A 22,458-nucleotide genomic window follows, 5' to 3' on the forward strand; every position below is an offset into this window, starting at 1 on the left:
CGCACCCACAATTACTCCCAATCCAGCGCCGGTACCCAATGTTTTGCCGATCGCACCCACAATTACTCCCAATCCAGCGCCGGTACCCAATGTTTTGCCGATCGCACCCACAATTACTCCCAATCCAGTGGTTGCGCCTGCTGCTGCGCCCATAAATCTCGCACCGATACCGACACCGGAACTCGTAGCCAACCAGCCTCCCAGCACAAATCGTTTATTTTCCCCCAGCTTGCAAGAGCAAAACCAGATATCTAATTCCTTGCAACAGCGCAATTCACCTCCCGCGTCTGCGAATCTTGACGCTTCCAAGTTGCCACCTAACCTGGGCGCAGTTATTTTTCCCGTCGAGGAGAGATTTACCAGTGAGTTTGTCGATTACCTAAATTTGCCATCAACAAATACGATCGCCACCCTAGAAGATGCCCAAAATACCCTTCGCGGTGTCCAACAAGCCACAGGCATCAAACCAGCTCTCATTTATATCAGCTTTGTACCCAGGGGTTCTACAGTCGATCGGCCTTATAGCAGTTCCCCCGTTTTGCGCGTAGAACAGCAAATTCAAGCCTCTGACGAACTGGAAATGATGGTGATCGCCCCCGAAGGTGTCCCCGTTCGCCAGCGCGTCCCTGGAACCTCTCGCGCCCAGGTAATGGAAGCTATGGAGAGATTTCGCGCAGAACTGACTAATCCGGTAAAGCGCAACACTAAAAGTTATTTGCCCTTGGCTCAGCAGCTCTACCAGTGGATGGTAGCGCCGCTGGAAGCAGAACTGCAAGCCAAAGGCATTGAGAATTTATCTTTTATCTCAGATGTGGGGTTGCGATCGATACCGATGGGCGCCCTGCACGACGGCAAAGGCTTTCTGGTAGAGCGTTACAGTGTTGGCTCAATGCCGAGTCTGAGTTTGACAGATAGCAGCCCCGCTAATTTCAAAAATACCCAAGTTCTGGCAATGGGGGCGTCGCAATTTCCAGAGATGAGTCCTTTGCCTGCGGTGGAAATAGAAGTATCGACTATTACCCCGCAGCAGTGGCCGGGTAAGTCTTTCTTGAACGAAGCTTTCACCCTTGCCAATTTGAAATCGCAGCGCCAGCAGCAGCCTTTTGGGATGATTCACTTGGCTACCCACGCTGAATTTCGATCGGGAAACCCCAGCGAATCCTTTATTCAGTTGTGGGATACTAAATTGCGTTTGGATCAGTTGCGGCAAATGGGATGGCACAGTCCGCAAGTGGAAATGTTAGTTTTGAGTGCTTGCAAGACTGCTGTGGGCGATCGAGAGGCCGAGTTGGGCTTTGGCGGGTTAGCGGTGCAAGCCGGGGTTAAATCGGCTATGGCGACTCTCTGGTATGTCAGCGACGAGGGCAGTTTAGGATTGATGGCGGAGTTTTACGGGCAGTTAAAAACTGCTCCGATTAAAGCAGAAGCACTCCGGCAAGCGCAATTAGCGATGTTGCGGGGAGAGGTGCGAATTGAAGGGGGGATGCTGCACACTTCTGTTGGCAATCTGCCGTTACCCCCGGAATTGGCAAAAACGACGAGTCAGAATTTCTCTCATCCTTATTATTGGTCTGCTTTTAGAATGATTGGTAATCCTTGGTAATGAGGTTTGTTTTAGTCGATCGACTGTTGGCTAATTGTGCAGGAGTTCGATCGGCGGCGTTGGGGAATATGGGTATAATCGATCGCAATTTAGAGCAATCTTTCGGCGTTTGTGCGATCGTTTCATACCTGGATTCAGCAACACCCGCTGATAATCTAATTGAAGACCTGCAAAAATCTGAAGAGCCTATTTGTAAATTTATTTAAATAAAGAAAGTGCGCTCGCCTCTTTATAGGTATGGTATAATACCGTAGAGTCATAATTAAACAGTGCGGCTGTCAGCCCTCTATCAGTTGCGACTCAAATATGTTAACTAGGATACATATTCACTATCAACACCAGTATTTAACACATGAGTAAACAATTATACAAAGTTTTTGACGAAGTAGAATTCAAAGCTCAACTGCTTGCTAAATACTGGAATAATTTTTACACAGAAATTTCCGAGCATTTACCAGATACATATCAGCCGGAAATGCAAGAACTCTCTATGAAGTTAGACGAGGCTTTAAGCAATCTGGTCGATCAACTTCGTAATCCGACTCTGACTCTGGCGACTACAGGAACAACCAGTAGCGGGAAAAGCACTTTGGTGAACTTGTTGTGTGGAGCCGAAATTGTCCCCGTAGCCGTAAGTGAAATGAGCGCAGGGGCAGTCACTATCGAATATAGCAAGGAAAAGTCTCTAATAATCCATGAAACACCAGGAGCATTGTGGGAGTGTGGAGAATGGAGAGGTATCAGAGAGGAGAAAATTTATCAGCGCTTATACGAAGCAATGATAAGTTATATCGAAAACAGAGAAAAACAACCGAATTTAGCTTGTCCACAATCTACAATCTTTTACCCTTTCCGGCTTGTCAAAGAGTCTCAACTGGAACTACCCCAAGGAACAAGGGTAAAAATTCTTGATTTACCTGGTTTAGCGTATGTGGGCGATCGAGGTAACGCAAATGTTATTCAACAGTGCCGAGAGGCATTGTGCATAGTAACATACAATAGTGCAGAAACCGATGCACAGAAAGTAAAAAGCTTATTGCAAGAAGTTGTACAGCAGGTCAAAGATTTAGGTGGTTCCCCTGCGCGGATGCTTTTTACTCTTAATCGTATTGATGTTTTCCGAGCCGATAGAAATTGGCCTGACACAGAAAATCGCTTTGTTGAAAATGCTATCCGCAGTATTAAAACTGAATTGACTGAACAATTAAAAGAATATACAGAAGATATTGAGAAGTTGCAGGTTGTAAAACTTAGTACATGGCCTGCTTTACTGGCTCTTCAGATCCAAAATCATGATGAGATATTCAGTGTTGATGCGTGTAAAAAAGCGGACAACAATTTTAATGGATTAATTGATGAAGATATATTAGAAGACCTGCCACGTAACGTACAAAAATGGTCTAGACACGACCGAAACCGAGTTTCTGAAGCATTATGGAAAAAATCTTATGCAGAAGAGTTTCAGCAGCACTTAAAGGAACATATTACTCAACACTTCCCACAGCTAGTAATTCCACAAATTATAGAACGTTTTAATCTGGCTGCTGGAAATGCAGTAACGGAATGGGCAACACAAACAACAACAGCCATTCTGAATAGTTCAGAAGCACGTTATCAACAGGAATGTAAAAAAATATCAGAGATTAGGTCATCACTTGAAGGCTTCTTAGAAACTAGCGATGGAAACTTAAAACAGCCGTTTGAAAAACTAGATACAAAAGTCAAACAGGTTCTCGCAAAACAGTCACAAGATGACGTTGTGAAGTATATAAGAACCATAATTTCGGAACTCCAGCAGGACAAACCATACAAGGAATTAGGAGAAAAATTATTTCCACTTTACTCATGGGAAAATGAATTTCAAAAAGGAATTAACCAAGTATTGGAAGCAGTGGCAAAGTCTTTAGAAACTGGAAGGGTAGACTTAGACAGCCCGAATTTAAAAAAAGCAAATGTTTTACAGGTCAATTTACTAGCAAAAAACTTGAACCGTTTAGTTGGCTTAGGCTACAAGACTTCCGTTGCTAAAGAAGGAAAAACAATGGAAGCAAGAACGGAGGCTGATAAAAACAAACTCAAACAACTTAATGAGGAACTCAATGAACTAGCTATCCATCTTAACATTGTTATACAGGATGTATTAAAACAGATTTCTACTCAAGAATTAAATAGAATTCATGAGGCTGTGTCCGAATTGTTTCGTTGCCATTTGTCTTATTTTGAAAATAAAGCAAATGATATTGCACCTGACATAGCGATTAAATTTCCTGAATCAGAACTGATTAAAGTCGAGAGTCATTTAACATTTAATTTTAGATTTCAAGCAGGATTTCCTATTACAAAAGAAACTTGGGAGGAAGCAGTACAGGTTGAAAGACAAAAAAGAACTTGGTATACATTGTGGATAGGGAAAAAAACCATTTATGAAACCGAATATCGAACCCGTTCTAGCGATAATGCTGATATACCAAGCGTAGAAAATTTACTTGAAGGGTGGGTAATGCAGGCAAAAGGGGAAGACTCAGAAAGAGTAAATCAAGTTGCAAGCTGGTTACTAGAACTAATTGATTGTCTAAAAAAAAATGTAGACAAAATTCAGACTGATATTATTGACCGTTATCAAGAAAGGCTCGATAAGGCAAACCAAGAAATTACTCTAGATTATGAAAAGCAAAGAAACGTCTGGCAACCTATGAAACAAAAAGCTCAAAACCTAGCAGAAGAGTTTTCTAGCTTAGGAAAAATCTGGAAAATTAACTGAATTGACAATTAATTTTGTTAATTTAAAATCCTTGCTCTATCCCAAAGATATAATGACATGAATCCGCAGATAAATGGTAATATAATTAAGCTGGGGATAGAGATTTCAAAAAATGCACGTAAGTTAGGAAGTAATTTGGAAGGTAATGATATGAACTTATTTCAAAGTATTGGCCAAAGTATTGGCAAATTTGTTGACGAAAAATTGGACAAATGTGGTGAAGAAGTTGGCAAATTTTTGGGAAAAAAAGAACGAGAAGTAGGAGATAGTCGCCAAATTAAGCCATTAGATAGCTCTCCACCACGACCAAAAGTTCCTGTACCTGTAGCTTTGTGTCTTGTTGTACCAGCATCGGTGGTAGGACATTTAAGAAACAATAACCCAATTAATGTGTCTGACATAGAAAAACTCATAGATAATTCTTTATATTTTCTATGTACAACTCCTCAAGAGGCTAATGCTAACCAGCCACGTATAGAAACAACAAACGAAGATATTACAAATGTTAGCGAACAGAGGGAAATTTATGTCAGAATTGACATTGCTGATGGGGAAGACATGATTGGGAAAAAAGTCCCATATAGTTTAAAGAGAAATCTGCCTTCCAATGGACAAGGTGTGGTTAGACAATTAGCTTGTCTGAAATATCTCTCTGTATCTGGCTTAGAAAACTTTAACCGCGTTTAAGGAACCTCAAAATGGATTGGAAAACAGCATCTTCTTACTATGAAGCTCGTCTTAGCGACGCTCTAAACGTACAGCGACACGCGCTTAGTTTGGCTATGTTACCCCAGGCTGAAGTTCCTGCTAGATTAAAAGACGTACTTTTACAAGAAGCAGAACCAACTCGCCGCCAACTTGAAAGGCTCAAAAAGTGCGAGTTTCGCATAGCTGTTGTCGGGTTAGAGAAAGCAGGAAAAAGCACCTTTATTAATGCTTGGTTGCAATGTGATTTACTTCCAGCAAAGGGAGGAAGATGCACATTTACCACAACACAAATTTATTCAGTTGAAAACGAGTCTGAACAAAGGCTGGAAGTACAAGCGAGAACCGAAGAAGAGTTTATCAACTTACTCAAGGAACTGGAGAAAGTAGGGGCGAAAGAAGACCTAAATACTACACGAGTAAACGAAATAACGTTACAACAGGTACGAAAAGAAGGTAATCTGACTTTTCCTTTTACTAGACTCGAAGATATTAGAGAACCACTCAAGAAGTATGTAGCAGATGAAAAGTATGCTCACGCTGTTTTAGAGGCGAGACTTTATACTAACAAACTTGCTCAAGCTGAAGGGATTGTTTTTTATGATGTTCCCGGTTTAGATTCAGGTTTAGCAAAGCACGTTGATGAAGCACAAGCCATGCTCTCTGACTGTGATGCGGTGATATTGGTACAGCGGTTTACTAGCCTCCGAGAAAAGGAACTAGAAATCATCAAGTTTACCGAACTTGGCGATAAAAACGTCACCGTTGCTGATAAACTTTTTGTTTTTTTAAGTCGGATTGATTCATTAGGTAGTGCAGAGGCGCTTAAAACACATATTGAAGAAGCATCTCAAGACTGGTTAAAGCGTGCAAAGCTTCCACCTGAACGCATTGTATATGGTTCAGCCGGAGCCTATCTAATGTTGAATAGTTTAGCAGGAGAACAGACTAAGTTAGAGATTGGGGACGCAACCCATATTCAAGCTCGGTTAAAAACATTAACTGGAATTACCGATGAAGAAACTCTCAATAAAAATGGCACGGGGATTCCAGAAATTAAGGAGAAAATATTTAACTATATCAACACTGAGCGTGTCTCTATTTTAAAGAAAAGATGCGAAGCGTCTATTAATAAAATTTTCAGCAATTCTGAAGAAATTTATCTTACAGTCAGCAAAAAGTATCCAGAAAATCCTGAAGAAGCCAAGCTTTTTGAAGAAAATAATCGGCGGGTTTTATTTACAGAATGGTGGAATCGAAAATGGGAAACCATCAAAGCTGACTTACAAAAATACTATGAATATTCTGTTGTCAACAAATCCTTAGACAGTTCTAATGCTAAGTCATTCACTCAAATAGAAAAATTTAGAGAACGATATTTACAAATCGTTGACAACGAAATGCAGAAACTCAGGGAGGAAACATTTAAAAAGAAAGATACCATCTTTCTTGCTAACTCAAATCCAGAGTTTGACCGCATGAAAGCCAATTTTGCTTGGCGTGATGATTTGTACGGTGATATTAGTAAGCTTCTCTCTGCAATTGCTCATCAACTTGCTTTAGAACTTAAGGATGAAGCATTGAAATTAGTTGAATATATGACAAGTTTATTATGGGAAAGTAATCAAGTAAAACCCAGGCTCATTGAAAATTCAGAGGAATATTTTTTAGCGAAACTAGAGAATAGCTTAAGCGTATTATTTTTACGCTTTGCACGTCCAGTTGCTGAAGCGCTGATTCGCGGTCCCGTTAATAGTGATACTCGAAATAAAATCATCAAAAGTTTAGGGGTAGATATTGAAATTATTGATAACTACTATAGTGGGGAAGAATCTGCATTTAGGGTTCTCAAGAAATATGTAAAATATGGTTCAGATTTACTATTTAATTCGGAGATTCGGCAACAAGTATTAGGAGTTACAGGAGTAGCAACACAAATTGCTGGGTATGTTTATCAAGATATAAAATCGCCCCAAGAATCTGTAGTTTTCGAGGTAGAAAATGATATTAATGCGTTTGAAGAATACTTACGCTATGCAATCTTCAGTGCTGCTGGTTTCGAGTCATACTGTATTCAAGAACTGAAGGGTTTAGTTGATAGTTTCCGAGACAAAGAAGGTACTTGGACTGGCGTTGCTCTCAATGAATGGTTGCAGGGAAATCCACTTCTGTTTGCTGAAATACCTAATAATTTGAAGTCACAAGAATCGAATTTAGAAGTTAGCGAACGATTGAGGCAATTATCTATTGCCTTAAAAAGAAGTCGATCGCCGGAGGTACTGTGAGTGACTGAAACTACAGAAAAGTCGCCGAAAAAATACCCGCCCCGATCGCACCCTTAACATCCTCTCAGCAACGGCGGATGCACCAAAAGAACCCCAAAACCCAGGAAGTAGAGGGGGAGTACGTTTGATGTGTTTGTGCGCGTAAATGGCGCGATCGCCTCCTCAAACGTAATCCCTAACATCGCCTCAATCTTCCTGCGGCAAATTTTCCAGCCAAACCTCTAAATCCTCGATCGACTGAAAATCTAACAATTCCTCTGCTAGAGTTTCAATTTGCTCGATCGACAAATCAGCAATTTGGGTGGTGATAGATTCCGGCAATGTTCCAACTCGCCGATTTAACAGACGGCGATTTAACAGACGTAAAATCAAGGCTCTTCCTTCTTGTTCGCGGCCTTGTTCAATGCCTTGTTCGATGCCTTGTTCGATGCCTTCTTCCTTAGCTTCCCGATAAAACCGAGTTTCCTCAAGCGTAATCCCTAACATCGCCTCTGCCTCCCTTCGGTTCAAATTTGTAAACTTGTAAACCAGTATCGTCGTCAGCATCTCTATTATGGCGCGGCTCGCTGCCTCCGATTCCTCCCGCTGCGATCGCGCCAGCAACAATCGCGCCGCTTCGGGCGTACTCGCTTCGTCGATCGTCGTCAACGCCATCAGCGCCACTCCCAGCGGCAACTGTTCAATATCCCCCAACTCATCCAAATATACGCGATGCACCTGATTGCTGTTCAAGAGCGATCGATACGGATGCGTTTCTGATTGTTCAGTCGATCGACTCGGATAAATTACCACCGCTTCCCAATCAGTAAACCGCTGACGGTTGCGATAAAAATACAAAAACGACTCACCAAACAATCTCTCATAAAGCAATTCATCGCGCTGAAACTGCACCTCACAAAAATATACAACTCCAGGCTCAGCATCCGGCGGCAAAAACACCCCATCAATTTCAAACTTTGGTTCCTTCACAGCAACCGAGTCAAATCGATACTGTTCCGCATTCGATGGTGAGTCTTCCAATAGCTCAAACAGCAGCGTCGGAGCTTCTTGAAATAACTTGTAAAATATTGAATCTCGACGCATTAACTCAACATCTCCTCTAGCCTGTGCAACTTATCCAACCGTCGCAAAAACAGCAAGTCGGTAATCTGCTCAATTAATTCTAAAGGATTCGAGATACTCCCAGACAAAAAAGTATTCCATATTTTGTCAACTGGCGATCGAACTTCACCCCTCAGCATTCGGTGTTTCCCTTCTTTGAACTCGTCGAAGCTCAAGCCGTCAGCCAGAATCAACAAGCGTGACTTAACGGGATCACACTCGTCTGGCGGGTCAATGTTAGCTTGCTTTGTGCGTCCGGGCGATCGCCCGGACGCACCTCAACAACCGCCAAAAACTCATAATTGCCACAAAAATTCAAAATCCCAAACCCAAAACTCCCGAAGCCCAGTACGATCGATCTAGTTAGCAAAAATAAGTAAAAACATTACCGGAGTAATTTTTATGGATCTGGTCGTACTCCAGAACTGGCTGGACAACATCTCCTTCGCCATCTTGTTCTCAACAATGCTCATTTACTGGGTGGGCGCAGCATTCCCCGGCATTCCCTACCTATCCGCCCTAGGCACCGCAGGAATGGCCGTCGCCAACCTCTCCATCGCCGCTTTACTCGGTTCTCGATGGATAGAAGCCGGGTACTTCCCCTTAAGCAATCTCTACGAATCCCTATTTTTCCTAGTTTGGGGAATCACCGCCATCCACCTAGTCGCGGAAAACATGAGCCGTTCCCGCTTAGTAGGAGTAGCCACATCCCCCGTAGCAATGGCAATATCCGCCTTTGCAGCCCTGACTCTCCCCGACACCATGCAATCGGCAGAGCCCCTAGTACCAGCCCTCAAATCCAACTGGCTGATGATGCACGTTAGCGTCATGATGCTCAGTTACTCAACTTTAATGGTAGGAGCATTGCTGGCGATCGCCTTTTTAATCGTCACCCGCGGCCAAAAAATCGAACTCACCGGTAGTTCCTTCGGCACCAACAGCAACCGCAACGGCAACTACCGCCTCCAACGCCCTCAAAACCCCGAACCTCAAATTGCAGAAACCAGCGCCGACAGCGCCTTAGCTTTCAGCGAACCCTCTTTCAACTCCAACAATAACGGTTTGGGCACCACCGCAGTGCTCGAATTAGCAACCGTTCAAACCCCATCAACCGCCCCAACTCAAACCGCAGAACTTCTCTCGCCCCAGCGATTGAATCTAGCAGAAACTCTTGATAACATTAGCTATCGCATCATCGGTTTAGGATTCCCCTTACTGACAGTTGGCATTATTGCCGGTGCGGTTTGGGCTAACGAAGCTTGGGGATCGTACTGGAGTTGGGACCCGAAAGAAACCTGGGCGCTAATTACTTGGTTAGTATTTGCTGCCTACCTGCACGCCCGCATCACTCGCGGCTGGCAGGGAAGACGCCCAGCAATTTTAGCCGCCACAGGTTTTGTGGTAGTTTGGATTTGCTATCTAGGCGTTAATCTGTTAGGCAAAGGTTTACATTCCTACGGTTGGTTTTTCTAATTCCCGATCCACCAAGGGGCCACAGAAGAACAGGATAAGTCAAAGAATCGGGATTAGTCTCATCTCCGGTTGTAGGGTGGGCAATTCCCACCTTACTCAACCAGCGAGATTATAATAATTAACTCCCTCTTCCTTCTTCCCTTTTTTTACCAGATCGCGAAGTCGAAGGGCCTTCCTTCTTCCCTCTTCCCTCTTCCTTCTTCCCTCTTCCTTCTTCCCTCTTCCTTCTTCCCTCTTCCTTCTTCCCTCTTCCTTCTTCCCTCTTCCTTCATTCATTAAAATAGAGACAATTAATATGGACGAATCGCCAATATTTCCCAAACAAGACGATGTTGTGTCTGCCCCTACCAGCGCTTTGATGTATCAATGTACATTCAAAGTCAGCGAATTTATGGCAATTATGCAGGCGAAATTGGTAGACGAAAAATTATTCTCAGACGGCTTGGATTGCGAGCTATTAAGTGCTGGCAAAGACTGGACTAAAGGAAAACTTAGAATGCGTCTGGAGTTCATTCCGCTAGAACCTGAAATCAAAGAACAAAAAGCCCTTCCTGCCGCTGCCGAAATATCAGAACCTGTGCAAAACTACGCCGTAGATAGCTCAAATCAAACCGATATAGATGAGTCATTAAAGCAATGTGACTCTACAGAAATAAGTAATCATTTTCCTATTTCTAGGTATCCAGACCGCGACCCCCAAAGTATAGGAATGTGGAGCTAGGAAGGCAAAGACTGAGAGATTGGGAGAGGGGATGTTTCCCCTTCTTTGCTCAAAATCCATCGGTTAAATCCCGGACACTGCTCGTTTTCTAACTTCCTGATTTTTGCTTAATGAAAAACTGCTCTCATGGCTGAATCTTCCAATTGGACGCACCTGCACGCTCAAGTTCACAGGACGCTGCTGTACCGACAAATATTGCCATCAAATCAGCGATTGCTAATAGCAGTATCGGGCGGACAAGATTCTCTGTGTTTAATTAAATTACTGCTAGATTTGCAGCCAAAATGGGGCTGGAATCTAGCGATTGTTCACTGCGATCACCGTTGGCGTTCTGACTCGCAAGCGTCGGCCAATCATGTAGAACAATTAGCTAAAAACTGGGGAATATCCTACTATTTGGAAACAGCCTCGGAAATTTCCAAAACAGAAGCAGCCGCCAGAAAGTGGCGATATCAAGCTTTAACCGAAATTGCGATCGCCCACAACTACCCCTACATTGTTACAGGCCACACAGCCAGCGATCGCGCCGAAACACTACTCTACAACCTGATTCGCGGCAGTGGCGCCGACGGACTTTCTGCCCTCACATGGACACGGCCCCTGCTCGATTTTCGATTGGGGAATTCCGACGAAAATCTCAAATCTAAAATCTACTTAGTTCGTCCCTTGCTCGAAATAACTCGATCGCAAACAGGTCAATTTTGTCAAGAGCAAAAACTACCCATTTGGGAAGATTCCACAAATCAAGACTTGCAATACACTCGTAACCGGATTCGATCGGAATTATTGCCTTATTTGGAAACTCATTTCAACCCAAAAGCCCAACAAGCGCTAGCTCAAACAGCCGAACTCCTCCGCGCCGACGTAGAATATCTCGAACTTGCAGCCAGCGACTTGCTACAGCGAGCAATGTCTCCAATTGCAGACACTCTGCAGGTGAATTTTCAACTTCCCGTCAAGTTAAATCGCCGGATTTTGCGCGAAGCACCCCTTGCCTTGCAGCGGCGGGCAATGCGGCAACTACTGCAACAAATATTGCCCTCGGCGCCCAGTTTTGAAAGCGTAGAAAAACTAACGAGCTTAATAGTAGCGCCCAACCGATCGCAAACCGATCCATTTCCTGGAGGAGCGATCGGTCGAGTCGAACACCCTTCGATAATTTTACATATTAAATTTTAAGCTGAGAGCAAACTCGAAAGGACTTGCCGCAACTCAGAAACTACCCGATTTTGCTCGTCTCCCGTCTCCTGCACCTGATCGAGTTCCCCCGCCACCGCTTCGAGCTTTTGGCGTAGCGCATTCAAATTGTCCTGCACCGGCTGCAACATTTCTTGATAAACATTCACCCTGCCCCAGAGTTGCGCCACTGCACCTTTCTGGTTGAACAAATTCTGCTCTAACTGCTTGAGTTCGTAGCGTTTCGCCTCACTTTCCCCATTTTGGCGGTTGACATTTGCCTCTATTTGGGATATTGCTTCCTGCACTTGCTGAATTTCGTTTTCCAGTCTTTGCAATTCTTGGCTTTGCTGCTGTCGCTGAGTATTGAGCTGTGCCACAATCGGCCCCAAATCAATATTTCCTCGCTCTTGTTTTGGAGCATTAGCAGTACCCAGCCGCCGCCACAGCACCGCCTGATGCTGCTTTAAAACATCTTCCCGTTCCTGCAACCGGAGGCGCTGTCCCACCAGAGTTTCGTTTAACATCTGATAACTTTCGAGTTCATCTGCCATTTCATTTTCCAAAGCCATGCGATCGTACTCGGAAGCAGCTTGAATTTTCTCTTGCAGCTCCTCGATTGTCTCCCGCTGCAGAGTCAACTCCTCCTCTTGATCGTTAACAAACCGGAACACCTTTTCCAAATCCTGTTGCAGGTGTTGCACCAGCCCTTGTAACTCATCAACAGGCATCTTCTCCAAAGCTGACACATCTACTTTCTGCTCCGTACCCGCAGTACCCGAAGCAGATGCGAGCCTGGAAACTTGCTGGTAAAGCTCCTCAACAGCCCGCACCTGCAAAGACACCGACTGAGCCTGAGCCTGCTTAGCGCTGAGGGTACTTTGCTGTCCTTTAAGCTCCGCCCTAGCCCCGGCCAAAGTATCTTGAGATTGGTACCACTCTTGCCAGCGGTTTTGGAGGCTCTGATTTTGTCGATCGACCTCTTCTTGTTGCTGTTGAGCTATGCTCTGTTTTTGCTCCAACTGCTGCCAGTGCTGATCCAGAATTGCCTGTTGAGCGCCCACGGCACCAAGAGACTGATTCATTTGTTCCCGCACCCCTTGGGCCGAAGCAATTGCCCCTCCCAGCTTCTGCATCAACTCCTGAATCCTCTGAGTCTGCTGCTCATCAACTACTGGCCCCTGCCGAACCTCAGACTGCTGCTGGGCCACCCGTTGCTGCTCGCCCCGCAACTGTTCCCAAGCCGTCTCAATTTCCACGCGACTGCGATCGACTTCTTCTCGCAGTCGGTTAGCTTCATCTCGAGTATTTTCAATTTCCGAGCGCTGAGCCTCCAGCCGCTCCAACTCCTCTTCCATTTGAGCCAACTGCTCTTCGCGGGCTTGCATTTCCATTTCCCGGCGATTGAGTTCCTGACTCGAAAACGTCAGAGAAGCCTTCCACTGTTCAATTTCCTCTTCCTTATCCTTAAACTTGTCCTGCAATCGCGAGAAATTTTGCAGAATGCTCACCAACTGGCGGGCCGCCTCCTGAATCCGCTGCACTTGCTTGCTAGCGCTCAACTCAACCAGCACCAGCGTGCCGTCGTTAAACTTATTAGCTTCCTCAACTGGGATCGCGTCATCACCTGGTACGGCGCTCCAGTTATGTTCGCCCCGCTGACAAGCTAGCAGTTTCAGTTCAGCCTTACCGCCACCGAGACCAAAGCCGCTTCTCTGTTTTTGTACTTCCGCTAGATACAGCACACTAATAGTCCTCTGCTTCGTAAAACCTATCCCAACTTACTTTAAGTTACTTAAAGGCCTAAAAGATAAGTGGTGTTTACTTCCTACGCTGTTGGGTAGACGGCTAATCCCAACATAAGTAGGCTATCCCCCTTAAGCCAAAGGTTCTTGACTAAACATAACACTGCGTGTGATCTTTAGTCAACTTACCTAAAGTAAATAAGTATAGGCAAGTAAGGATAACTTTTTGCCACTTAAGTCTTACTCTTTGGTGTCCTTTGCCCAATCCGGGGATAGCATTTTTTCCTAACTTTTCTTCAGCACTAACGCATAGCACGTTCTCACGGGAGAGCCTCCAGAAAGCACGGCCGCCGCCCTCCTGGACGAATGAGACAGCAGTATCAATGCCGCTTGATTCAAGACTAGCTCTCACTGCGGGGACTGCCATAAGCCAAAGGTGAAAAAGGTCAGTCCGTCAAAAACTTTCTATTGATTGTACCAGGCTTTAGTTGCGGCTCGATCGTCAGAAAAGCCATCGCTGCCCCCAAGCGGACGTCATCCTCCGGCGGACTAGGGATTTGAACCGCGCTGCCTTAGAATAGGGTAATGACGCGAGCCTATGACCCTCGCGGAGGGCGAGCAAAAAGGTCGATCGGCACTGAGGGTGAGAAACTGTAACCAAAATCCTACTCACCTCTACTCATTCCTTCTGCAATGAGTAGGGATTGAAGCAGTATATAGCGTAATTCAAAGCGATAGAGAGGTAAAAATGCTGTTAGGCTTCAAAACCGAATTGAAACTGAATAATCAACAGCGCACATTGTTAGCCAAGCATTGTGGAGTAGCGCGTCATGCGTGGAATTGGGGATTGTGGTTGACCAAAAATATACTTGACCACAATAAAACCAACGAGAGTGAAAAGCTCAAATTTCCCACAGCTATTGACTTGCACAAACTGTTAGTAGCTATGGTGAAATCAAAAAATCCTTGGTACTATGAATGCAGCAAGTCTACACCGCAGCAAGCATTAATGGCATTGCGCGAAGCAGGGAAACGGTGTTTTAACAAGACTGGGGGAGTGCCGAGATTTAAGAAGAAAGGGCGGCGTGACTCTTTCAAGTTAGAAGGCGCAGTTAAAATCTTGGGTGACAATAAAATTCAAGTTCCTGTTATTGGCATTCTGAAAACTTATGAAAGATTGCCACAAGTATTAACCAAGTCTTGCACGATATCCCGTCAAGCCGATAGGTGGTTTATCAGCTTTCGGTTTGACGCCAAACAGCAGGAATCAGGCAATACAAGCATTGTAGGAGTTGACCTCGGCATTAAAGCATTAGCTACTCTCTCAACAGGTGAAGTAATTGGTGGCGCAAAATCATACAAAAAATATGCAGCCAAAACGTCAAGAATGCAATGGCTAAACCGCCATAAAGTTATCTGTTCAAGCAACGGTCAAAAAGCGCAAGTCAAGATAGCGAGACTGCATAGAAAAATAGCTAACATACGTAAAGATACGTTACACAAGTTGACGACATTACTTGCCAAAAACCACGGTGTAATTGTCATAGAGGATTTGAATGTAAGCGGAATGATGGCTAATCATAAGTTGGCTGCGTCTGTTGCTGATATGGGATTATTTGAGTTTCGGCGCCAGTTAACCTACAAATGCGAGTTGTACGGTTCAAAGTTGGTAATTGCTGACCGTTGGTTCCCGTCCAGTAAAACCTGTTCTAACTGTGGAACAAAAAAAGAAACACTTTCCTTGAGCGAGAGAGTGTTTGAATGCTCCCATTGCGGATTGGTGATTGACCGTGACTTAAACGCCGCAATTAATTTGTCAAGAACCGTCAGTTAGGCGGGGTTAGCCTGTGGACTGGTGAGTGCCGACACCGCCCGGATGAAACAGGAAGTAAGCTTCACAATACTACTGAGTAGACTTGTCTAGTCATGAGTAGATGTGAGTAGGTCTTATGTAACGCAATACTAAGGTGAAACTCTACACTTAGAGAATGCCGCGAGTTTCGCGGTTTCAGCTTGTGGACTGGTAGCGCCGCGGAGGAGTGGCAGCAAGTATCGCCCTTTCGTCAATTCCCAATTGTGAGATCAGCATCAGCGCGTAAATTATTGACGGAAACTAAAGTCAATCTTTTCGCCCGCACACAGTCTTTCCGAGCTCAGACGCCAACGGTTTTAAGGAGGATACTTTAGCTGCATGCAGGGAAATTTGAGTGAAATAGACATCCGCAGCATCCTGCAATTGATTGAGTTAGGTCAGCGAACCGGAGAACTGTTCGTAGAGGCCTACACCTCCACCGGCAGCAGCACGGGTACTCAACCTACCCCGCGCTCCCTTGCAGGACAATCCTGGTATGTCTTCTGCTTCAACGGTCAGATTATTTACGCTACCCAGAGTGCGGGCAGTTTGTTTCGGTTGCGCGACTACCTGCGCCGCTACAAAGCAGATACCGCCCTCGACAAAATCCAAGTTCCCTATATGGCATCTACCAATGCCCCAGAATACGGCTATCTATGGGCCCTGCTCGAAAACCACATCCTCACCCCAGCTCAAGGGCGCAACATCATCCAGAGCATGATCCACGAAACCCTATTTGACTTGCTCAGTCTCCACCAGGGTTCCTTCACTTTTGAAATGGGCCCAGCTTTGGCTCCTCAACTGACCAGCTTAGAAATTAGCTCCCTGCTGGCAAAGATTGTCAAACAGGTGCAGCAGTGGAAGCAGTTTCACCCTCACATTCAGTCGCCCAACCAATGCCCGGTGATTTCCGACCCCTCCGAGCTGCGAGTCGCACTGCCTGTCAATACCTTTAATACTCTCAGACGCTGGGCCGACGGGCACACTTCCATCCGCCAAATGGCGCGCTACCTCAACCGAGACGTGCTCACTGTCGCTAAGGCGATTTATCCATTTGTGCAGCAGGGATTGGTGCAAGTATTTTACGAACCCTCTGTGGCCCCGACCAACAACAAAAAAGAATGGTCGTCCCTAGAAACCAAGGTTCCCAGAGTTGTCTGTATAGACGACGACAATACTATTCGCAAAACAGTCGAGTCAATTTTAAATGAACACGGTTACGAAGCTACTACGATCGGCAATCCCCTCCAAGCATTGAGTTTGGTGTTTCAACTCAAACCCGATTTAATTCTGTGTGACATCGCCATGCCGGAACTCGACGGCTACGAAATTTGCGCTATGCTACGTAGTTCGAGCGCTTTCCGGCAGACGCCGATCGTGATGTTGACGGGCATTGACGGATTTATCGACCGCGTTAAAGCCCGGATGGCCGGAGCTACAGACTTTTACACTAAACCTTTTGGTGAAAGCGAGTTATTGATGCTGGTAGAAAAATATGTGGGCCCAGGCTACCCTCGGGTCAATCTCTCGGAAAGATTATTAGAGCGCTCGCTAGAAGACCAATTAGAAGAAAAATAACTATCGCACCGATGCCATGATCGGAGATTTTTTGTACCTGCGGTTAGATCGAGTCTCGGCCGCCACAAGGACAAAGCTGGGGGTATTATTGGCGATCGCACCATAAACTAGAATGTATTAATCCGCGCGCTGGCATAAGGGCGTCGGTAAAACTCTGTTCAATTTCTAGACCCAAGTGGGTCTAACACGCTCAAAGTGCAAATATAATATACTTGTTCTCCACTTGTAGCCGCTCCGAAAAACTGATGCACAGAGCTACTTATGGCTAGGTATTTCTGTACAAAGTCAGAGAGTCCAATTCTCAGTCTTAAGTGACTCCGTTCATGATTGTCGCGACACCAGCAATGTCAACAAATCCTCGCTAATCCGAGTATCGGTTTAGCATTCATCGCAGAAATTACCCAGAGTTTTACCAATTGAGACGGCGGTGGGAGTACAAAGTGAAGCTTTAGGGGTTTCAAATTAATTGTTCGTAGTCGATTTGAGCTAATTTGCCAGCAGAAGTCGCGCGAATTTATTGATGGTAGTCAATTATTGACGGAGCAAATTTATTGCCAAGCACCTCCGGCCGTCGCGCCATTCACCCCTTGGCTGTGTCAAGCTTGGCTGTGTCAAGTTTCGACCATCGAAGTTTCGATCAAGTTCTTCTTGGCGGGAAACCTCAACAATTTGCTAGAAATGCAGGTGTCAGAATTATGATTAGCGGTAGCCCAGACTTTATATTACCAGGACTAGGCGTAGATCCGGCTCCGGAATTCCAAGAACTAGAAACTCCCGAAGGCGAGCTGCACCTGCGGTTCTACGTTCCTTCGGGGAACGAGTTCGCACTGCCGGCGACAGGGATTAGAGAGGTCCTATCCCCGTCCCCAGACCGCATGACACCGATCCCCAACGTTTCCTCTTTGCTTTTAGGTACGCTAAATATGAGAGGACGAGTGATTTGGGTGGCAGACCTCGGCCAGTTTCTGGGAGATCAAACACCTCTGAACACAGATAGACCAGAAATCCCGATCGTGGCTGTGGAAGACCAAGACACGATTTTGGGGCTGGCAGTCGATCGAATTGTGGGGATGGACTGGCTCGACGTAGAGCAACTGCACTCTCAGAACAATGCACCAGACGGCATGATTCCATTTCTGAGGGGAGAATGGATGTTAGGTGCACCAGCTCAGAAAGTGCTCCGACTGCTAGATCAAGTGAAAATTCTGCGCTCGGCGCGGTGGGCAGCGTGAAATCGATTTTAGATTTGCGATTTGCGATTTTCGATTGGGGTCTAACCATCAACAGTCACACGACTTGAGGCGCGCATCTAAACATTCAATTCAAGATAAAAATCAAAAATCTCAAATCTAAAATCTAAAATCCAAAGAGGGCGGCAAATGACAACAAGTACCAACTTTCAGCAGGACTACCAACGGGCAGAAGCGGCCTACATGGATGGCAATTATTCAGAAGCCGCAGCCCTAGTTTATCAATTAGTAGAAGATTTTCCCGAAGACCCCAGCGCTCGCCTGCTGTGCGGACACATTTACTGCTACGGACTCCAACAGTATGAGGTGGCGCGCGAACAGTACACGGTTGTGCTAGGCCTGAGTGACGACCCGAGTTTGGTGGAACACGCTCACAACGGAATTACCTACACAGACCAATTTTTATCTGGAGAGCTGCAAACGGAAAATTTCGAGGCTTTGTCTGCTGAAACGGAATTAGAATTCTACCCAGACTTATCACTCGATGAAGGGTTAGAAGACCCGGATTTGGGACTTTTCCAAGGAAATTCCCCATCCCTTTCCTATAGAAGTCAATCCCCAGACGACATGGAAAACGAGGACTTGGCCGACTTGGGCATGAGTGGCTTGGAGTGGGAACCCGAAGACGACGATGGCGCAGGCTCAGTCCCAGATTTAGGCTCACATTCTAACCCCTTTGGTGGCGACAGTGGCGGAATGGCAGCTTATGCTGAGAACTCCGGCTCCCTAGACATAGACGAATTGGCCGACTCGGACTTTGGAGACCCTTTTGCCTTAGATGATGGAGGGTTTGATGGTGCTGACTTGTCTAACAGCAAAGTCTCTGGTTCAAGCGCACCTTACTCAGGAGATTCGTTTTCAGAAGCTCCGACTCAGATGCTCAACGGTCAAAGTTTTGCCTCTTCAGACAGCGGGAATTCCTTCGACTCGAACCAACTAGACTCCCCCATCGGGCCCTCGGACAATTTTGGCGAACCTTTTGGTGCGCTCGATTTGCCAGACGAATTCGACGATAACTCCGACTACGACTACCAATCCCCGCCCCAGAGTGGTCAAAATTACGGTCATAACGCACCCTATGCCGAAGAGGAAGACCCTTTTGCCGAGGCGATGCCCTCGTCGGGTTTCGGGTCTTCTCGACCTCAAAACAAACAGCCGAATAACGGGTCGGACTACTCGTCAAACTATTCGCTGGCGGAAGACGAAACGCTGTTGATGGGAGGTGCTGTCCCCAACTCTCAAAGTCAAAGGTCGAGCCGGGGACAATTTAATTCAGTCGATCCACCCTCTGCCAACAGCAACGGTTACAGCGACTCGGAACCCCCGGCATTTAGCTCTAGAGACAACTTCGAGTTAGATGCTTTTGAAGACGACGCTTTTAGCGATTCTTTCTCTTTCGACGAAAACGAACAAGCAACAGCTTTCGGGGCGTCCGACAAGAACCACAGCGCCTGGTCCTCCAAAGCTGGGAACGCTCAAGAACACAGCGACTTTTTAGACGAATTTGACGAGTTTGACGATTTGGGCAATTTGCCCGACTTTGACATCTCAGAAGATGCCACCAGTTCGATCTTGACTAGAAATAACACCAATTTCGGCAACTCGACCAGCGGCATGATGGGAACGACTGGCAGCAGCCTGGACTTTGACAACAGCGATGGCTCAGCAATTCGGGATGACGAAATATTTAGCATCAGCGGCCCGGCTGATGCGTCTGTGCCGACTTTTTCTCCCACAGAAACAGAAGCGGTCGATACTTCGGTAACAGTAGAACAGGGGGGACTGGCTTTCTTGGAAAATGCCCCTTTGTTTACAAAACAGTTGTACACGGCAATCGGGGCGGGACTGGTTTCTCTGGTAGCTGTGGCTTTCGTCACCAACATTGCCTCCTATCAAGCTCTGCGGCAAGACAAACCGGAGGCGATCGTTTACCTGCGCCAAACAGGCTGGGTAATGACCGCAGCTGCAGGCTTTACCAGCTTTTTAACTTCTTGGGGCATCGGCCAGTTGATCGCCAAGCAGGTACGCAAGTCGTCGGATAATTTGCAAGCTCAGTTCGATGCCGTATCTCAAGGAACTTTGGACGCTCGCGCTACGGTTTACTCGGAAGATGAATTTGGCAAAATGGCTGCTAAATTCAACCACATGGCGAAGGTCATCCAAACCACGATTAGCGATACCAGGCGCAAGTCTGACGAGCAGGAACAGGCAAAAGAAGACTTGCAGCGCCAAGTGATTCGCTTGCTAGACGACGTGGAAGGAGCGGCACGGGGTGACTTGACGGTGACTGCGGAAGTGACTGCAGACGTTTTGGGCGCTGTTGCTGACTCGTTTAACTTGACAATTCAAAATCTGCGCGAAATCGTCCATCAGGTGAAGCAGGCGGCTCGGGAGGTCAGCAAAGGCGCGACAGATAGTGCTAAGTTTGCGGGCGATTTGTCTTCCGACGCGCTGCGGCAAGCTGAGGAACTGGCGGCAACGCTGAATTCCGTGCAAGTCCTCACCGACGCGATTCAGCGGGTCGCAGAGAGCGCTAGAGAGGCAGAAGAAGTGGCCCGGGGCGCGGCGGCAACGGCTCTGAAAGGGGGCGAGGCTGTGGAGCGGACGGTGGCTGGGATTTTGGAAATTCGAGAAACTGTAGCAGAAACTACGAGAAAAGTCAAGAGGTTGGCGGAAGCTTCTCAAGAAATTTCTAAGATTGTGGCTTTAATTGCGACGATCGCCTCTCGGACGAATTTGTTGGCCCTCAACGCCAGTATTGAGGCGGCGAGAGCTGGGGAAGCGGGCAGGGGTTTCGCGATCGTGGCAGATGAGGTGCGACAATTGGCAGACCGATCGGCTAAGTCTTTGAAAGAAATCGAACAGATCGTGATGCAAATTCAAAGCGAAACCGGCGCGGTAATGACGGCGATGGAAGAAGGGACGCAGCAAGTTATTGAGGGGACAAGATTGGCAGAACAGGCGAAGCGATCGCTTGAAGATATCATTCAAGTAACTAACCGAATTGACGTGTTAGTGCGATCGATTACTGCCGACACTGTAGAGCAAAACGAAACAGCTCGCGCCGTGGCCAGTGTGATGCAAGCTGTCGAATTAACTGCTCAGGAAACGTCCCAAGAAGCGCAGCGAGTTTCGGGTGCTTTGCAAAATTTGGTGGGCGTTGCTCGCGACCTTTTGACATCGGTGGAAAGATTTCGAGTAGAAACAGCAGAAAGGCAGTAATCAATTGTCTAATGCTTGTTTTGCTGGCTGATTTACAAGCACGTTAGTGTGGCAACAATGGCAGAAAAAAAGCAACCTCGCAGTCTTGAAACCGCTGCGGGGATGCCAATCCAACACCTAAAGGAAGTAGGAGTTGCACAGATGGACGACAACATAGTAGAGGTTATTCCTGGTATATTTGGTGAAATACAGCCGACGGGCTGTATTATCTGTACCCTATCAAAAAACAGCAGGGGCTATGCCAACAAAAGACTTCGCATTAACGGTGAATGGAAAACGCTGACTGTTCACCGTTTAGTATTAGAAAATATCTTAGATCGTCCGATTAGACCGGAATACTTTGCTTGCCACACTTGCGATGTCGGCAACTGCATTAATCCCAACCATTTATGGGAAGGTTCTCGGCTGGAAAATTCTCAAGACAGGTTTAAGAAAGGACGGATTAAAGATGTAGGAAGTACATCGGCTCCTCAACCTCAAAAACAAGTGCGAGGCCTAGAAGTAATTCCAGGCATTCGCGCTGAAATACAGCCGAACGGCTGCATGATTTGTACCTTGGCTAAAAGAAGTGATGGTTACGCCATTAAGGGTACTAAAATCAATGGCAAAACAAAAAGTTTCTACGCTCACAGACTTGTACTGGAACACAAACTGGGAAGGCCTGTTAAACCCCGTTATTTTGCGTGTCACAGTTGCGACGCTCGCGGTTGTGTCAATCCTGACCATTTGTGGGAAGGAACCCCCGCCGATAACTCCCGCGATGCCATAGAAAAAAACCGCTTTCCTTTCGTTCCCGGCAAGATATGTCCTAACCGCAAACTCCAACCCGAACAGGTGCGAAAGATTCGCTATCTTTTAAGTGAGGGTATATCGAAAGCAAAAATAGCCAGAACATTTGCGATATCTCGCAGTCAGATTATTCTCTTGGCAAGGGGCGAGATCTACAAAGAGCTTCTCTAGAACTACTAACATAGACCCAATACAAT

The 22,458-nt window shown here is 46.1% G+C and carries 17 protein-coding genes; 13 read left to right on the forward strand and 4 right to left on the reverse strand.

Annotated elements, in window-relative coordinates; all coding sequences use genetic code 11:
• The 5 genes from QUB08_RS14280 to QUB08_RS14300 form a co-directional block, all read left to right on the forward strand.
• Positions 1-1,603: CHAT domain-containing protein (locus tag QUB08_RS14280; RefSeq protein WP_333225307.1), on the forward strand; the 1,603-nt coding region annotated here is incomplete at its 5' end.
• Complete coding sequence (locus tag QUB08_RS14285; protein ID WP_333129680.1) at positions 1,603-1,809, forward strand: hypothetical protein; 207 nt, start codon at positions 1,603-1,605, stop codon at positions 1,807-1,809. The genes QUB08_RS14280 and QUB08_RS14285, both read left to right, overlap by 1 nt.
• A gap of 146 nt (positions 1,810-1,955) precedes the next feature.
• On the forward strand, positions 1,956-4,364 hold the full coding sequence (locus QUB08_RS14290; protein WP_333225308.1) for a dynamin family protein: 2,409 nt from the start codon (positions 1,956-1,958) through the stop codon (positions 4,362-4,364).
• 57 nt (positions 4,365-4,421) lie between these two features.
• Positions 4,422-5,051 (forward strand): hypothetical protein, encoded by a 630-nt coding sequence (locus QUB08_RS14295; protein ID WP_333225309.1) that lies wholly within the window; start codon positions 4,422-4,424, stop codon positions 5,049-5,051.
• 11 nt (positions 5,052-5,062) lie between these two features.
• The gene (locus tag QUB08_RS14300; protein ID WP_333225310.1) at positions 5,063-7,354 is read left to right on the forward strand and encodes a dynamin family protein; all 2,292 of its coding nucleotides are present in this window, start codon (positions 5,063-5,065) and stop codon (positions 7,352-7,354) included.
• A 186-nt stretch (positions 7,355-7,540) separates the two neighbouring features.
• Here QUB08_RS14300 and QUB08_RS14305 read toward each other — a convergent pair whose 3' ends face one another.
• Positions 7,541-8,437, reverse strand: coding sequence for an Rpn family recombination-promoting nuclease/putative transposase (locus QUB08_RS14305; RefSeq protein WP_333225311.1), 897 nt, complete (start codon positions 8,435-8,437; stop codon positions 7,541-7,543).
• Positions 8,437-8,595, reverse strand: coding sequence for a type I restriction-modification system subunit M N-terminal domain-containing protein (locus QUB08_RS14310; protein WP_333225312.1), 159 nt, complete (start codon positions 8,593-8,595; stop codon positions 8,437-8,439). The genes QUB08_RS14305 and QUB08_RS14310 overlap by 1 nt, the downstream gene beginning before the upstream one ends.
• A gap of 262 nt (positions 8,596-8,857) precedes the next feature.
• Between QUB08_RS14310 and ccsB the strand changes: the two genes are divergently transcribed.
• Positions 8,858-9,928 carry a c-type cytochrome biogenesis protein CcsB gene (gene ccsB, locus QUB08_RS14315; protein WP_333225313.1) on the forward strand — a complete coding sequence of 357 codons (1,071 nt, stop codon included), beginning with the start codon at positions 8,858-8,860 and terminating at the stop codon, positions 9,926-9,928.
• Positions 9,929-10,024: 96 nt separating this feature from the next.
• Here the strand turns inward: ccsB and QUB08_RS14320 are convergent, their stop codons facing one another.
• Entirely contained in the window at positions 10,025-10,204 is a 180-nt protein-coding gene (locus tag QUB08_RS14320) for a hypothetical protein (RefSeq protein ID WP_333225314.1), read from the reverse strand.
• 19 nt (positions 10,205-10,223) lie between these two features.
• Between QUB08_RS14320 and QUB08_RS14325 the strand changes: the two genes are divergently transcribed.
• Entirely contained in the window at positions 10,224-10,649 is a 426-nt protein-coding gene (locus QUB08_RS14325) for a KGK domain-containing protein (RefSeq protein WP_333225315.1), read from the forward strand.
• A gap of 126 nt (positions 10,650-10,775) precedes the next feature.
• Complete coding sequence (tilS, locus tag QUB08_RS14330; RefSeq protein WP_333225316.1) at positions 10,776-11,828, forward strand: tRNA lysidine(34) synthetase TilS; 1,053 nt, start codon at positions 10,776-10,778, stop codon at positions 11,826-11,828.
• On the opposite strand, the gene hmpF is transcribed toward tilS, so the two are convergent.
• Positions 11,825-13,570: a pilus motility taxis protein HmpF gene (gene hmpF / locus QUB08_RS14335; protein ID WP_333225317.1), complete on the reverse strand. Its 1,746-nt coding sequence runs from the start codon at positions 13,568-13,570 to the stop codon at positions 11,825-11,827. The genes tilS and hmpF overlap by 4 nt on opposite strands.
• Positions 13,571-14,318: 748 nt before the next feature.
• On the opposite strand from hmpF, the gene QUB08_RS14340 reads away from it, so the two are divergent.
• From QUB08_RS14340 to QUB08_RS14360, 5 genes are all read left to right on the forward strand, one after another.
• Positions 14,319-15,404, forward strand: a complete 1,086-nt coding sequence (locus QUB08_RS14340; RefSeq protein ID WP_333225318.1) for an RNA-guided endonuclease TnpB family protein — start codon at positions 14,319-14,321, stop codon at positions 15,402-15,404.
• A 357-nt stretch (positions 15,405-15,761) separates the two neighbouring features.
• Positions 15,762-17,000, forward strand: coding sequence for a response regulator (locus QUB08_RS14345; RefSeq protein WP_333154718.1), 1,239 nt, complete (start codon positions 15,762-15,764; stop codon positions 16,998-17,000).
• Positions 17,001-17,698: 698 nt separating this feature from the next.
• The gene (locus tag QUB08_RS14350; protein WP_039887356.1) at positions 17,699-18,232 is read left to right on the forward strand and encodes a chemotaxis protein CheW; all 534 of its coding nucleotides are present in this window, start codon (positions 17,699-17,701) and stop codon (positions 18,230-18,232) included.
• A gap of 147 nt (positions 18,233-18,379) precedes the next feature.
• Positions 18,380-21,472, forward strand: coding sequence for a methyl-accepting chemotaxis protein (locus tag QUB08_RS14355; protein ID WP_333225319.1), 3,093 nt, complete (start codon positions 18,380-18,382; stop codon positions 21,470-21,472).
• Between the two features lie 57 nt (positions 21,473-21,529).
• Positions 21,530-22,432, forward strand: a complete 903-nt coding sequence (locus QUB08_RS14360; RefSeq protein WP_333225320.1) for a helix-turn-helix domain-containing protein — start codon at positions 21,530-21,532, stop codon at positions 22,430-22,432.
• The last annotated feature ends 26 nt before the right edge of the window (positions 22,433-22,458 follow it).

This window comes from Microcoleus sp. BR0-C5, assembly GCF_036705045.1.
In the GTDB taxonomy this organism is placed as follows: Bacteria; Cyanobacteriota; Cyanobacteriia; order Cyanobacteriales; family Microcoleaceae; genus Microcoleus.